Here is a 13,893-nt window from a genome sequence, read left to right as displayed (position 1 = left end):
GCGGATCGCAGCTAGCATCGAGTAGATGAGTGTGGCTGAGAAACTAGCGACCGAACTCCGGCGACGTGGAATCAGCGACGTTCTTGGTGATTCCACCACCATTGCGGCGTACTCCTCAGATGCCGGGCTCTACCGGGTTCCGCCGTTGGTGGTGGTCAGGCCGCGGCACCGTGACGAAGTCGCAACGGCTCTGGAAGTCTGTCGGGAGCTCGGTGTCCCTATGACTAGCCGCGGTGGGGGAACATCGTTGTGCGGCAACGCTGTCGGTACTGGTGTCATTGTTGATTTTTCGCGCCACATGACGAAAGTTCTTGAGATTGACCCCGAATCAGCCACCGCTACCGTCGAAGCTGGTGTGGTGCAGAGCGAACTGCAAAAGGTGGCGAAGCCTCACGGGTTGCTTTTCGGACCCGATCCGTCGTCGTTCACCCGGTGCACCATCGGCGGAATGATCGGAAATAATGCTTGCGGCACACGGACACTGGGATACGGAAAAACCGTCGACAATGTTGTGTCGATGCGGGTGCTCACTGCCCATGGTGAGGAGATGGTTCTCCATTCACCGGTCGCGAGCTCGACCCAGACCGCAGATTCAGGGACGCTCGCTCGGTTGAACAAGGTCGCGCACAGCGATCTCTCCACTATCCGCACAGAGTTTGGCCGTTTTGGTCGGCAAGTGTCCGGGTACGCGTTGGAGCATTTGCTACCCGAAAAGAAGTTTGACGTAGCGCGGATGATGGTGGGAACGGAAGGCACACTGACGGTCGTGACGGAAGCGACCGTGCAGCTCGCTACCGAACCGAAGGTGAAAATCCTTGTGGTACTGGGGTATCCCGATATCGGAACTGCGGGCGATGCCACGCCGTCGCTGTTGCGCTTTGATTTGACCGCGTGCGAAGGCATCGACAAACGGATCGTGGACGTCGTGCGCGAGCGGCGCGGAATGCACGCCGTTCCTCCGCTGCCGAACGGTGCTGCGTGGCTTTTTGTCGAGGTTGTCGGCCAATCCCGTGAGGAAGCGCGCGCCAAGGCGGAGGAACTCGCTGACAATTCTGGCGCCGTCGACACGTTAATCGAAGAGAATCCGTTGACTGCCGCTGCGCTGTGGCGCATTCGCGCTGACGGTGCTGGACTGTCGGCACGTAGCCCTGCGGGAAAGCCTGCTCACGCGGGGTGGGAGGACGCGGCCGTTCCTCCACAGATGCTTGGTAGCTACCTTCGCGATCTCGATGACTTGATGGCCGAGTACGGGTGTACGGGCATCCCTTATGGGCATTTTGGTGACGGGTGTATGCACATTCGGATCGATCTGCCTTTAGATAAGCCAGATGGTCAGAAGGTATACCGCAACTTTGTGATTGCGGGCGCGCAGCTGATCAAACAGTATGGTGGCTCGTTGTCCGGGGAGCATGGTGACGGGCGAGCGCGAAGTGAATTGCTGCCCTACATGTATTCACCGGCTGCTATCTCGTTGTTCCAACAGGTTAAGAGAGTTTTTGACCCTGACAATTTGTTGAACCCTGGTGTGATGGTGAATCCCGCCGCGGTTGATGCCGACTTGCGCATTCCTGCGGCTCCGCCGCTGCGCAAGAATTTGATGTTTGGGTACCACGGTGACGGCGGTGACTTCACACAAGCAGTGCACCGGTGTACTGGCGTGGGCAAATGCCGGGCCGACAACTCGGGTGCCGGTGGGGTCATGTGTCCGTCGTACTTGGCGACACGAGAAGAGAAAGACTCCACGCGCGGGCGCGCACGGGTGCTGCAAGAAATGCTCAACGGGACCGCGGTGAACAAGGGGTGGGCTTCGCCTGAAGTTCACGAGGCGCTTGATCTGTGCTTATCGTGCAAAGGGTGCGCTTCGGATTGTCCAACCGGGGTCGATATGGCGATGTATAAGGCCGAAGTTCTGCACCAGACATACAAGAACAAAGTTCGGCCCCCGTCTCATTACTCGTTGGGTTGGCTACCGCGGTGGTCGAAACTCGCTGCTATTTCACCGAAGTTAGTTAATACGACCACCAAGATCGGTGGATCCTTGGCGTTGAAAGCGGCGGGAGCTGACCCTCGACGCAACATCCCTCCATTTGCGCCTGTGACATTTAGGTCATGGTTTACGCGGACCCAAAATGATCGTCGGGATTCTGGTGATCCGGTGGTGCTTTTTGTTGATTCTTTTACGAACTACTTCACTCCTGAAGTGGGTGTCGCGACCGTGAAGGTGTTGGAAGCTGCTGGATTGCGCCCCCAACTCACCGATCGTCAACAATGTTGTGGGCTTACGTGGATCTCCACGGGGCAACTCGATGCTGCTTCTCGCATTTTGGGGCGCACCGTTCGTGAGTTGACACCATTTACTGGTCAGGGAGTCCCGGTCGTGGGGATGGAGCCGTCATGCACGGGTGTGTTCAGGTCAGACGCGGGGGAGTTACTTGGTGAGTCCGCAGCGAGGCCAGTAGCAGAGAACTTTTTCACGCTAGCGGAGTTACTAGCGGACCGTGGCTGGGTGCCGCCCTCGCTGGAAGGCACAAAAGTGGTGGCGCAACCGCATTGTCATCATCATGCGGTTATGGGATGGAGTGCGGATGCCGCACTGCTGGCGAATGCTGGGGCGACAGTGGAACGGCTTGGCGGCTGCTGCGGTTTAGCAGGCAACTTCGGGGTCGAACAGGGGCATTACGAGGTGTCTGTCAAGGTTGCTGAGCACCAGCTTTTGCCCGCTGTTCGTGCAGCGAGTGAGGATACTGTCATCTTGGCGGACGGGTTTTCGTGTCGCACGCAATTGCATGACCTAGCCCCCCGCGACGGCCACCACCTCGCGGAGTTACTCGCTGCCGTCTTGGATTAGATGCCTACCGGTGGCGTCGCGCCCCAACGACGCCAAGGCGCGTTCAAGTTCGTTAGCATCGAGTTTGGCGGCCGGCAGTAGTAGGTACAACGCGGTTTCGCAGAGTTGGCAGAGGTCGTTCTTGGCCAAAATTGGATCGTCTAACCACTTCACGGCCACTTCTTCCATGAATGCCTGCCACCCTTCGAGCAGTGCGGGCAATTGTGGGGTGGATTTCACACCGAGTGCAATGAGGTTGTCGACGATCCATCCGGTCGTGATGGTACGAACTTCGCGGTAGCGTTTTCGCAATTGAGGTTGCCCACTTGAGGACAGGCGTTTCACGGCGAGGAAGACTGTCGGTAGTTCGTCGACTGTGTCGAAGAATGAACGAACTGCGTCGCAAAGTTGTTGGTCAGCCGGTAATTCGAATTTTGGTCTTATCCGCCCTAGGAATGTTTCTGCCGCCTCAGCAAGGAGTGCGTTGTGAAAACCCTCTTTGTTGGTGAAGTAATGGAACAGCAACGGGGGAGACACACCGGCTTTGCGCGCGACCTTTTCGATGGTGAGCGATTCGAATGAGTGTGTGGCAAGCATGTCAATTGCCGTCGCGAGGATTTGCGCTCGTCGGACTTCCGGCATTTTCGGAGTTGCAGCCACAGCCTTATCGTACTCGTGTACTTAATGAGAATTAAATCAGTTGTCGAAAACAATGTCGAAAAGAAATGCAGTCCTATGTTGACTATTTATCAACGACCTCATACCGTTGAGTACGACTCAACGGCAGTGCCGGATAGACCGAATCCAACACTGCTTGAAAAAATTGAAACCCCAATACCCAAAGGACCATCACACGATGGATGTCGTACACCCGGGCGAAGTACTTGAGGTTGAATACCTGCTTCCGCTTAAGCTCACTCAGCTTCAATTAGCAACCGAAATCGGTGTTCCCGCAGGGCGAATTAACGAGATTATCCATCGCAAACGCCGAGTAACGCTCGATACAGCCTTGCGCCTCGCCCGCTACTTTGGAACGACAGAGCATTTTTGGCTTGATCTTCAAACTCGGTATGACGTTGTGTTCGAACGTGAACGTATTGCAGCCGCCCTGGGAGCCATTCGGCCCATCAGCGTCAGCTAGCGCGCAAGACTGTCGTAGCAAAGAATGTCGTAGCAGTCGTCAATAATGAGACTGTGGAATCGCGATGGGTAGTGCACCTCGACATGGACGCATTTTTTGCGTCAGTCGAGCAGCTCGCACGCCCAACACTTCGCGGGCGGCCGGTACTTGTGGGTGGCATCGGCGGGCGAGGGGTCGTAGCCGGTGCCAGCTACGAAGCGCGTACCTTCGGGGCGAAATCGGCGATGCCGATGCACCAAGCTCAACGGCTCATCGGCGTCACAGCAGTTGTAGTGCCGCCACGAGGCAGTGTGTACCGAGCCGCGAGTGAACGAACCTTTGCGGCAGTTCGTGAGCTGATGCCGGTGATTGAGCAACTGTCATTCGACGAGGCATTTGGCGAACCGCCTTCCTTGAAGGGTGCGGCACGGCAGGAAGTCGAGGAGTTTTGTAAAGAACTTCGTGCCCAGGTGTACAACAGCACGGGCCTTAACGCCTCCGTCGGGGCAGGGTCAGGAAAGCAGATTGCCAAGATTGCTTCCGCCCTGGCAAAACCAGCGGGGCAACTCGTCGTTGGCCATGCCGAGCAAAGCGAGCTACTCGCACCACTTCCAGTGCGCAAGCTCTGGGGCATTGGCCCCGTGGCCGACCAACGTCTGCGCACGATGGGGGTAACGACAATCGGGCAGTTTGCGGCCCTCAGCGTTGCCGATGCCGCATCAATACTGGGGACAACAACCGGTCCCGCCTTGCACGCCCTCGCACAAGGCATCGATACCCGCGCGGTCACGGAACGCGCCGTCGCAAAACAAATCAGCGCTGAAACCACGTTCGCGCAAGATCTTCTCACCAAAGCGCAAGTACGCGCGGCCATCGCAAGAACCGGCAACTCCGCTCACGCGCGGCTTCTCAAAGACACTCGCGGTGCGCGAACAGTTACCGTCAAACTTCGTAAGGCGGACTTCAGCATCGTCTCGCGCTCCGCAACCCTGCCCTATGCCACTACTGATCGCGGCGTGCTCATCGCAACCGCACACAAACTCGCAGCTGACCCCATCGATGTGGGGCCGATTCGACTCGTCGGCGTTAGCCTTTCCGGGCTCACGTCAACGCAGCAGCAGGTACTGTTCCCGGAACTCGACGTTGACAGCGAACCAGTAGGCGAATCAACTGCGAACCTCCCCACCCGCTCCTGGAGCGGAATTTCAACAGGGTCCGACGTGCAGCACGTCCAATACGGGTTCGGATGGGTGCAAGGGTGTGGCCACGGCGTCGTCACAGTGCGATTCGAAACGCGAAGTACGGGGCCAGGGAAAGCGCGGACGTTCGCCCTCGATGATGAGAACCTCACCCTCGCCGATCCACTATTAAGCCTGGACTGGCCTCGCAGTCGCCTTCCTGATTAGCGCAGGAAGCAGGAAAAGTACGAATTGCACCAATCTGATGCCTTGCCCCTCTCCGAATACTTCACAGGGGGGAAGAGAACGTCCCAACGATTGGAGCATCATGCTCAAGGTAACCAAAAACCAACTCACCGCTCTGCTCGCAGCAGGGGTCCTTGCCGGAGGCGTCGTCACAATCGGAACCACGTCCGTCGGCAATGTCGCGAGCACAGATCGCGGGCAAATTTCATACAGCATCGAACTCACACAAAGTAGCGACGTTTCTGCTGAAGAATTACGCATCATTCTCGAACGGCAACTTGGCCACCACGCGCTACTTGCCGTCGAAGCTATGCGTGCTGGCATCGCGGGACAACCCGATTTCGAAGCCGCCGCCGCATCGCTGGGCCAAAACACCGATGACCTCACCGAATCTATCCGGCTAGTTTACGGCGACGACGGTGCGGATGCGTTTAACGGATTGTGGAGCGACCACATCGACTTCTTCGTGCAATTCACTGTAGGGCTGGCAGAAGACGACCAGGACGCACAAGACCAAGCACTCGCTCGGCTTGACCAATACCGGGCCGACTTCAGCGGATTCCTCGAAACCGCAACAGACGGAGAACTTCCCGCCAACGCAGTTGCTGACCTGCTACAGATGCACGTCAATCAACTCGTTGAACAAGTCCGCGCCTACGCCAACGGTGATTTCACGGTGGCCACTGACCAGACTCGTGAAGCGTATGCCCACATGTTTGGAACAGCACAGGGCCTCGCCGGTGCAATAGTCGCTTCACAAGAAGGATTCAGCGGACCGCTTGAAAGTTCCGCCATCGACCTTCGGTCAGGGCTCGGGCAGCAACTCGGCGAACACGCCCAACTTGCCGTGCAAGCCATGCGATCAGGGGTGACCGGCCGCGACGACTTCACAGCACTTGCAGGTGCACTCGATGCCAACACCCAAGATCTCACCGCATCGATCAGCAGTGTATTTGGTGCCGAAGGTGGACAAGCATTCATGGAAATGTGGGCCGACCACATTGACTTCTTCGTCCAGTACACCGTCGCAGTTGCAGAAGAAGACGAGCAGGGTCAAGAGGCCGCACTTCGCAGGCTAAGCCAATACCGCGACGACTTCTCCCAGTTCCTCGACACCGCCTCCAACGGCAACATCCCCGCCGATGTAGTTGCTGATGGTCTGCAAAAACACGTCGATGACCTCGTCGCACAGGTAGACGCCTATCACGCGGAGGACTACACCGCCGCGTACCGGTCGGCCTACCACGCCTACAACCACATGTACGACACCGCCCAAGCCCTCGCGGGAGGCATCGTTGCCTTCATGGGTGACGGAATGCCCGAAGGTGGCGTCGAAACAGGAGCCGGTGGTGCCGCACGCTAACAAGCGTTAGGCAAACACCACTACTGACCTGCTGGTGGCACGCCGCCACACACTTCGTGTCACCAGCAGTTCAACCCCGGGGGAGTTATGACTGTCACATACCGGCTATTCGCAGCGCTGATCGCGGGCATCTTGCTGGTCAGCGGGTGCGGCACGGCAACAGAGAGCCCCACCTCACAACCACCAATAGCGTCCGACATAATCTCCACAACTCCGAACATCGATACTGTCCGAGGTTTCCAGTCGACCAGGCAGCAACGGCAAGTATCACCACCAGTCGGCATCAGCATCCCCGCAATCGACATCGACGGACCACTGACCCACACGGGATTGAACCCGGATCGCACACTCGAAGTCCCCGACTTTGGTGACATCAGCTGGTTCAACGGCGGAGCGAAGCCTGGAGAATCAGGACCGGCAGCAATACTTGGACACGTAGATTCCCACATCGCACCGGATGTGTTCTACCGACTCAATGAACTTAATCCCGGCGACGATGTCACTATTACCACCGAATCCGGGGAAACCCTCCGCTTCGTCGTTACCCGAGTAGAACAGCACTCGAAAGACGAATTCCCCACCGAAGCCGTCTACCTTCCGTCGACCACACCGGAATTGCGGCTGATTACGTGCGGTGGCGACTTCGACCAGCGTGAACGTAGCTACCGCGACAACATCATTGCTTTTGCCTCACTCGCAGAGTGAGGTACCCGTTGCACTGGAGTATCACCATGCGTAAGACCCTCTCAGCAGTATTCGTATCCGCCGCAATTGTCGCCGCAGGATGTGCAACATTCGCGCAAGACCCAGAGTCGGAGAGCACAGGAATAGGCTCACCAGTGACGACCGAGGAAGCACAACCGTCCACTGCACAACCGTCCACTGCACAACCAACAACGGCACCTGCAACAACTTCGCCTGCTCCCGTTCAACGCACCATCGATATAGCGGAGTTTCGATTTACCCCAGGTGATATCACCGTGCCGCGGGGTTCGACCATAACTTGGGTGCAACAAGACAACTCTCTGCACACCGTCGACTTTGACGATGGTGTCGAATCAGGCGATATGACACAAGGCGACACTTATGCGCGCACTTTCACCGAACCCGGCACCTACACCTACGTGTGCTTCTATCACCCGCGGATGGTCGCAACAGTGATCGTGGAATAGCTACTCGGAATAGCTACTGGGGGCATTGGCGACTTGGGCATTCCACCCAACCCGCGTGGATAGGCAGCTCTTAGACGTATGTACGCGATATGTTGTGGTCTGGTCGTGATCGCGGCCACGAACTAGGGGCGAGAGAGCTGACAATGCGCGTCGATGGGCGAGACATCCCGGTTTCGGGAAGTTTGCTGCAGCCGCGTGCCCGTCGTACAACAGATCTCATCCGCGTCGCCCTGTCTTTGTCGGTCCTTGGTGCGGTAATTGCGGCATCTGAGATCACTCGCAGCAAATGGTCGGCGCTGGAACAGTCAGTCTCAGGCATTGTGGGTGTACTGACGCCTGCGCAAGCCAACTTGGTTTTTCTGCTGTACGGCCTCGTTATCTTGGCATTGCCGTTCGCGATCCTCATCGGAGTTCTAGCGAGTCTGCAGTGGCGTCTGCTTGCGGCGTACTTTGTGGCTGGCAATGTCGCGGGCCTCTTGTTGTCCATTACGCCAGAGGGCCTCACGACATCGACTTTGACGTTCGAGGGCGCTACTGAGCTCGATTCCTTCTTGTCACAATTTCTCATTGACTCACGGTGGATTGCAGGCCTGGCCGCAGTGTTGACAGTGTCTGGCCCGTGGTTGCCGAAGGTGTGGCGCCGGTGGTGGTGGGGTCTACTTCTCGCTTTCGTGCCCATTCATCTAGTTGCCAGTACGGTAATCCCGGCGCGGTCGGTGCTCGGGCTTTCAGTGGGATGGGCCGTTGGGGCGTTGACCGTCCTCATCGTGGGGACACCAGCCCTGGAAGTTCCCTTGCGGACAGCGGCGAAGGTGCTGGGGCGCCAAGGGCATATGACGGAACATTTCACGGTGCTGCGCCCGGCCGGGGCTGGGCCCCTGGTGTTGTCGTCCACTGGTGCGGCTACCAGCACACCGACCGGACCTGTTGGTGGGTTTCATGGTGACGACGAAGTCATCGTCGAACTCTATGGCCCCTACCAGAGAAGCAATCGCGCCTTGTGGCAGTACTGGCGGTGGTTGTCGTTTCGGGAGAACGAAACCGCACCGCTTCACGTTTCGATGCGCAGAGCAGTAGAACATCGAGCCTTGATGGGCATTGTGATCAACGATCTGGGTGTGGCAAGTAGTCGGCCATTGTTGGTAGCGGCACTTGATCGTGGTTGGGTGTTGTACGCCCGAACCCCAGTTCGCGGCTCGATAGTCACGGACGCTGACGGCGAAGCAGCGGCCAAAAGCATCTGGAATGCGTTGAAGCTGCTGCACTCGCACCAGATCTCGCACGGCGACCTTCGCGCGGAGCAAATCCGCATGGACGACGGAGTGGCGCTGTTTGATGGTTTTGGCGCTGCGGAGTACGGCGCATCGAAGCCCCAGTTGCTTTCCGATATAGCTCAGCTTCTGGTCACAACCACCTCAATTTTTGGCCATGAGGTTGCGGTGCGGTGCGCGGTGAATGCAATGGGCACCGACGCTGTTCTCGCTGCGTCCGCTCGGCTCACGCGGGCGGCGATTCCTGCATTGTTGCGCCGATCTGTGCCTGATTGCGGTTCCGTTATGGTTGCGGCACGTGAAGAGGTGTTGAGACAGACCGGTGCAGACCAGATCAAGCCAGAACAGGTGACGCGGTTTACCCGCAACCAATGGATACAGTTGGCGTTGCTGATTGGTCTCGTGTACGTCGCATATCCGTTTATCAGTGCCGTTCCGACGTTTTATGACCAACTCCGCACAGTCAACTGGACTTGGGCGCTTGTTGGTCTCGTTATTTCCGGCTTGACGTATATCGGTGCCGCTGCGGCTTTGTGGGCGTGCGCTAACCGTTTAGTGAGCTTCCGCAACCTGGCGATTATGCAGATTGCCAATACGTTCGCGGCTACGACAACCCCGGCAGGCGTGGGTGGGCTCGCGCTTAGTGTTCGGTTCTTGCAAAAAGGTGGCTTGGGTGTAGTTCGTGCGACCGCTGCGGTGACGTTGCAGCAGTCGGTTCAGGTGATCACGCATGTGGGTTTGCTCGTGTTCTTCGCAATCATGGCGGGTACAACTGCCGAGATCCGCCAGATTGTTCCGGACCCCACGGTGATTTATTTGATCATCGGTGTTGCGTTGGGGATCTTCGGCGTCTCGGTGCTGGTCCCAGCTTTGCGGCGCTGGCTCGGCCGCTCGATTCTGCCGCAGCTTCGCGATGTCATCCGTGAGTTGGGCGATTTGGCGCGGGACCCGCAGCGTTTCTCGATCATTTTCTTAGGGTGCGCCATGACGACTCTAGGGATGGCCCTGGCGTTGTGGGCGAGTATTGAAGCGTTCGGCGGTGGCACAACTTTTGTCACCGTCACGGTCGTGACCATGATTGGCGGCACACTCGCTTCGGCGGCACCGACTCCAGGCGGGGTTGGCGCAGTGGAGGCTGTTCTCATTGGTGGCCTGGTGGCGTTTGGTTTGCCTGCTGCGACCGCTGTGCCAGCAGTGTTGTTGTATCGCGTGCTGACCACGTGGTTGCCGGTTGCGCTCGGGTGGCCGACGCTGCGCTGGCTGGGCGCAAAAGACATGATCTAGGCGTAATCCTGGCGATTTTTTTGGGTATTCCACCAACCGAGTTCGCTGTGTCACGTTACGGTAAATACGACGGGGCGTACGCGAACGATATTGATGGAGTGCGCACAGCGCTCATGGAAACAGGAGCAAATTATGTCATCTAGCATTTCACGCAAAACACTGGTTGTTGCGGCTGCCGCGGCAGGGGCATTGGCGCTTGGAGCGGGCGCAGCGGCGGCGGAGCCGTTGGCTTTCGACCCTGCGCCGGTGGCCACCGGTGGCGACCTAGCTATTGATGTGGCACTAACAGTGCCAGGCGGAGTCGGCTTTCCTAAGGACTGCGACGTCACCGTGACTCACCAAGATTTTGGTATCGGTATGACGCAAAGCGGTAGCGATATCGGCGGTGAGCAACTGAACTTCCAGTTTGTGCCGCTGATTCCGGGCTTCTACACAGTTGCCAGCGACTGCGTCAACACCAACCCCGCCCAAGATCCACCGAACCGGTGGGCACATACGCAATCCAATGTTGAGGTCACGTTCTCCGACGACCCCCAAGCGATTATTGACCTGTTGACTGAACTGTTCAGCTGAACAGGACGCTCATACTTCTCTTTAGCTCAAACGCACCAGAACCCGTAGATCAGGTTCTGGTGCGTTTGAGCGTTGCGCGTCTGTGAAGTACATCGGATCGCAGTAGGCTGATCACACTATGTCTGAATTGAAAGCGAAGCTGCGCGCAGATTTGACCGCAGCAATGAAAGCCAAGGACACCGACACTCTCGCGACCTTGAGGATGATCCTCGCCGCGGTGCAGACCGAAGAAGTCGCCGGTGATCAGGTGAAAGATCTGTCGGATGAAGACATCATGAAAGTGTTGACGCGGGAGGCGAAAAAGCGCGCCGAGTCAGCTCAGGTGTATTCCGACAATGGACGCCCTGAACTCGCAGCAAAGGAAGAGGCTGAAGGTGAGATCATCGCCCGCTACCTTCCCCAGCAGCTCAGTGATGACGAATTAAGTGCCATCGTCGCGCAAGCTATTGCAGACGTCGAAAGCCAACTCGGCGAGAAGCCTGGTATGCGCCAAATGGGTCAGGTCATGAAGACCGCCAACGCTGCCATTGCAGCACGCGCTGACGGGGCTCGCGTCGCTTCAGAAGTAAAAGCTCAGCTAGCAAGCTGAACAACATTGCGGTTCGTCGCCGCGGTTGCTCACGTTTGTGCTGGCTAGTGCGCTTATGACGGTCACATTGGGCAGCGGCTTAAGCTTTGCGGCGGTAAGCGCACTGAGAATAACGAGCACCTCGGCGACTTCGTGAATCACAATGACGGCTGCAAAGCTAACCAGCCCCGTGGCCGCGAGCGGAATAAGTGTCGCAATGATAGCGAGCGACGCTCCAATGTTGAATAGCATGATGCGGCGGGCGCGACGAGCATGCCTGAGTAGTTGGGGCAAGTGCCTGAGGTCGTCGCCGAGCAGAGTCACATCGGCTGCTTCTATCGCAACATCTGTTCCCAGAGCGCCCATGGCGATTCCCACGGAAGCGGTGGCAAGTGCGGGGGCGTCGTTGATGCCATCGCCCACCATCGCGACGTGGCGGTCGGCTTGCAGAGTGGCAACGTGGCTGACTTTGTCCTCGGGAAGCAGTTCGGCGTAGGCAGTACGTATACCGCTCTGCTGGGCTAGAGCGTTGGCGGTCCGCTTGTTGTCGCCCGAAAGCATCACCGTGGATATTTTCAGCTCGTCTAGCTCGCGCATCGCCTCAGAGGCTTCGGAGCGAAGTTCATCTCGGACGGCGATCGCACCGATGACACGTTGGTTGATTTCAACCAGGACTACGGTTGCACCGCTCTCCTCCCACGTATGTACGAACTCGTCGAAAGGCGACCCCTGTGGTGCTATCCAACGCGGGTTTCCCACGCGCACCTCTTGCGATTGCACAGTGCCGACGATGCCGCGTCCGGGAAGGGTAGTGACGTCCTCGGCGGGGCGGGGGCTGACACCCGCGGCGATGGCTCGCGAGAGTGGATGTTGACTCCGTAGTTCCACTGCCGCTGCAGCGCTGATGACCTCTTCGTCGGTCCAGCCAGCTGAGCTGTTCATGGCTACGATTTGCGGGTTGTTCAGGGTGAGGGTGCCAGTCTTGTCAATGGCGACGGTGCTGATTCGCCCAAGCTGTTCAAGTGCGGCACCGCTTTTGATGAGTGCGCCGTTGCGGGCGGCTGCACCTACGGCGGCGACGATGGTGAGCGGTACTGAAATGGCCAGCGCGCATGGTGATGCGGCGACGAGCACGATGAGTGCACGTTCAATCCATACACGAGGATCACCGAGTAGCGACCCGACGCTGGCGATGATGGTCGCGAAAATGAGGATTCCGGGCACAAGCGGACTGGCGATACGGTCAGCGAGCCGCTGTCCCGTGCCTTTGTTGTGCTGCGCTGCCTCGACGAGTGCGACAATGCGGGCGAGGGTGGAGTCCTGTGCAAGCGTGGTCACCGACACTTCGATGGCACTATCGCCATTGATTGCCCCAGCGGGAACCGGGGTTCCTGGTGTTGCTTCGAGGGGCATGGATTCGCCGGTAATCGCGGACAGATCCAGCGTTGTTGTGCCCGTGGTGACAGTGCCGTCGGTGGCTGAGCGGCTTCCGGGTTTCAGGATCATCGTGTCGCCGACAACGAGTTCGTGTGGTTCAACGGTGACTTCGCGGCCGTTTCGTACTACTGGAACAGCAGTCGGCACCAACGCGAGGAGCGCTCGAACTCCTTTGTGTGTGCGGGTAATAGCGAAGCGTTCTAGGCCTTCGGCGAGCGAGAAAAGCACTCCGAGCAGGGCGGCCTCGGTGAATGCGCCAAGGCTGAGGGCGCCGATGACCGCGATGGTCATCAATGTACCGACACCTATTGTGGGTATGCGCAGTCGCCATAGTGCGCGGGGCACAAAGGTACAGGCGCCGATAGCGACGGCAACGAGTTCTAATGCCAGCGATCCGGTAATCCATGCGATCGACAGGGCGATGGCAGCGGCGATGGCCGCTTGGATTTCGCGGGTACGTGTGATGTCGCGAATCATGACGGTGGAGCGGTTGTCGCAATGAGTGATGCGATGAGCGAACGTCCGGTGGGGGTCAGTTGGTATATGACGAGTTTGCCGTCGCGTCGCGAAGTCACTATCCCGCCTGCGCGTAGTTGCCGTAGGTGGTGTGAGACGAGGTTTGTGGCGTTGTTGACGATCCAGGAGATATCGCAGACGCAGAGTTCTTCGCCTTCGAGTAGTGCGGTGGCGATGTGTAGGCGTGTGGGGTCGGACAATGCCCGTGCTGCGGCCGCTGCGGGTTGGCGCGCATCTAGCGGTGGGAGAGCGTTGCGAATGCGTTCGGCGTGGGGGAGATCAAGACAGAGCAGTTCGCATACGTCGGGTTCTACCGTCATTTCAATATTCTAACGAGT

Annotated in this window: 12 protein-coding genes; 9 read left to right on the top strand and 3 right to left on the bottom strand. The window is 58.1% G+C overall.

From position 1 onward, the window contains the following. The first annotated feature begins 25 nt into the window (after positions 1 to 25). The gene (locus IEW73_RS03680; RefSeq protein WP_188670782.1) at positions 26 to 2,848 is read left to right on the top strand and encodes an FAD-binding and (Fe-S)-binding domain-containing protein; all 2,823 of its coding nucleotides are present in this window, start codon (positions 26 to 28) and stop codon (positions 2,846 to 2,848) included. Here the strand turns inward: IEW73_RS03680 and IEW73_RS03675 are convergent. Then, positions 2,825 to 3,487, bottom strand: coding sequence for a TetR/AcrR family transcriptional regulator (locus IEW73_RS03675; protein WP_188670780.1), 663 nt, complete (start codon positions 3,485 to 3,487; stop codon positions 2,825 to 2,827). The two genes, IEW73_RS03680 and IEW73_RS03675, sit on opposite strands and share 24 nt — an antisense overlap. 196 nt (positions 3,488 to 3,683) lie before the next feature. Here IEW73_RS03675 and IEW73_RS03670 point away from each other — a divergent pair, with 196 nt between their 5' ends. The 8 genes from IEW73_RS03670 (at position 3,684) to IEW73_RS03635 (ending at position 11,623) form a co-directional block, all read left to right on the top strand. Next, entirely contained in the window at positions 3,684 to 3,968 is a 285-nt protein-coding gene (locus tag IEW73_RS03670; protein WP_188670778.1) for a HigA family addiction module antitoxin, read from the top strand. 53 nt (positions 3,969 to 4,021) lie between these two features. Next, a complete protein-coding gene (locus tag IEW73_RS03665) occupies positions 4,022 to 5,353 on the top strand; it encodes a DNA polymerase IV (protein ID WP_188670776.1) in 1,332 nt (443 codons plus the stop codon). A 100-nt stretch (positions 5,354 to 5,453) separates the two neighbouring features. Next, complete coding sequence (locus IEW73_RS03660) at positions 5,454 to 6,734, top strand: copper amine oxidase (RefSeq protein ID WP_188670774.1); 1,281 nt, start codon at positions 5,454 to 5,456, stop codon at positions 6,732 to 6,734. Between the two features lie 87 nt (positions 6,735 to 6,821). After that, positions 6,822 to 7,439, top strand: a complete 618-nt coding sequence (locus tag IEW73_RS03655) for a class F sortase (RefSeq protein ID WP_188670772.1) — start codon at positions 6,822 to 6,824, stop codon at positions 7,437 to 7,439. Between the two features lie 26 nt (positions 7,440 to 7,465). Continuing rightward, on the top strand, positions 7,466 to 7,906 hold the full coding sequence (locus tag IEW73_RS03650) for a plastocyanin/azurin family copper-binding protein (RefSeq protein WP_188670770.1): 441 nt from the start codon (positions 7,466 to 7,468) through the stop codon (positions 7,904 to 7,906). Between the two features lie 143 nt (positions 7,907 to 8,049). Then, positions 8,050 to 10,461, top strand: coding sequence for a lysylphosphatidylglycerol synthase transmembrane domain-containing protein (locus IEW73_RS03645; protein WP_188672834.1), 2,412 nt, complete (start codon positions 8,050 to 8,052; stop codon positions 10,459 to 10,461). A gap of 132 nt (positions 10,462 to 10,593) precedes the next feature. Further along, entirely contained in the window at positions 10,594 to 11,034 is a 441-nt protein-coding gene (locus tag IEW73_RS03640) for a hypothetical protein (protein WP_188670767.1), read from the top strand. A gap of 118 nt (positions 11,035 to 11,152) precedes the next feature. After that, on the top strand, positions 11,153 to 11,623 hold the full coding sequence (locus IEW73_RS03635; protein WP_188670765.1) for a GatB/YqeY domain-containing protein: 471 nt from the start codon (positions 11,153 to 11,155) through the stop codon (positions 11,621 to 11,623). Here the strand turns inward: IEW73_RS03635 and IEW73_RS03630 are convergent. Both IEW73_RS03630 and IEW73_RS03625 read right to left on the bottom strand, forming a co-directional pair. Continuing rightward, positions 11,612 to 13,516 (bottom strand): heavy metal translocating P-type ATPase, encoded by a 1,905-nt coding sequence (locus IEW73_RS03630; protein ID WP_188670764.1) that lies wholly within the window; start codon positions 13,514 to 13,516, stop codon positions 11,612 to 11,614. The two genes, IEW73_RS03635 and IEW73_RS03630, sit on opposite strands and share 12 nt — an antisense overlap. Then, complete coding sequence (locus IEW73_RS03625; RefSeq protein ID WP_188670762.1) at positions 13,513 to 13,875, bottom strand: ArsR/SmtB family transcription factor; 363 nt, start codon at positions 13,873 to 13,875, stop codon at positions 13,513 to 13,515. Before IEW73_RS03625 ends, IEW73_RS03630 begins: the two co-directional genes overlap by 4 nt. Positions 13,876 to 13,893 lie beyond the last annotated feature (18 nt).

Origin of the sequence: Hoyosella rhizosphaerae (assembly GCF_014643175.1) — a bacterium.
GTDB classification, from domain to species: domain Bacteria; phylum Actinomycetota; class Actinomycetes; order Mycobacteriales; family Mycobacteriaceae; genus Lolliginicoccus; species Lolliginicoccus rhizosphaerae.
Note: the sequence above shows the minus strand (reverse complement) of the source record. Positions and strands in the feature narration are given on the sequence as shown.

Excerpts from the sequence above, each read along its gene's own strand:
- IEW73_RS03635 (WP_188670765.1), top strand. The coding sequence starts at position 11,153 with ATGTCTGAATTGAAAGCGAAGCTGCGCGCAGATTTGACCGCAGCAATG.
- IEW73_RS03655 (WP_188670772.1), top strand. The coding sequence starts at position 6,822 with ATGACTGTCACATACCGGCTATTCGCAGCGCTGATCGCGGGCATCTTG.
- IEW73_RS03640 (WP_188670767.1), top strand. The coding sequence starts at position 10,594 with ATGTCATCTAGCATTTCACGCAAAACACTGGTTGTTGCGGCTGCCGCG.
- IEW73_RS03650 (WP_188670770.1), top strand. The coding sequence starts at position 7,466 with ATGCGTAAGACCCTCTCAGCAGTATTCGTATCCGCCGCAATTGTCGCC.
- IEW73_RS03645 (WP_188672834.1), top strand. The coding sequence starts at position 8,050 with ATGCGCGTCGATGGGCGAGACATCCCGGTTTCGGGAAGTTTGCTGCAG.
- IEW73_RS03630 (WP_188670764.1), bottom strand. The coding sequence starts at position 13,516 with ATGATTCGCGACATCACACGTACCCGCGAAATCCAAGCGGCCATCGCC.
- IEW73_RS03625 (WP_188670762.1), bottom strand. The coding sequence starts at position 13,875 with ATGACGGTAGAACCCGACGTATGCGAACTGCTCTGTCTTGATCTCCCC.
- IEW73_RS03670 (WP_188670778.1), top strand. The coding sequence starts at position 3,684 with ATGGATGTCGTACACCCGGGCGAAGTACTTGAGGTTGAATACCTGCTT.
- IEW73_RS03680 (WP_188670782.1), top strand. The coding sequence starts at position 26 with ATGAGTGTGGCTGAGAAACTAGCGACCGAACTCCGGCGACGTGGAATC.
- IEW73_RS03660 (WP_188670774.1), top strand. The coding sequence starts at position 5,454 with ATGCTCAAGGTAACCAAAAACCAACTCACCGCTCTGCTCGCAGCAGGG.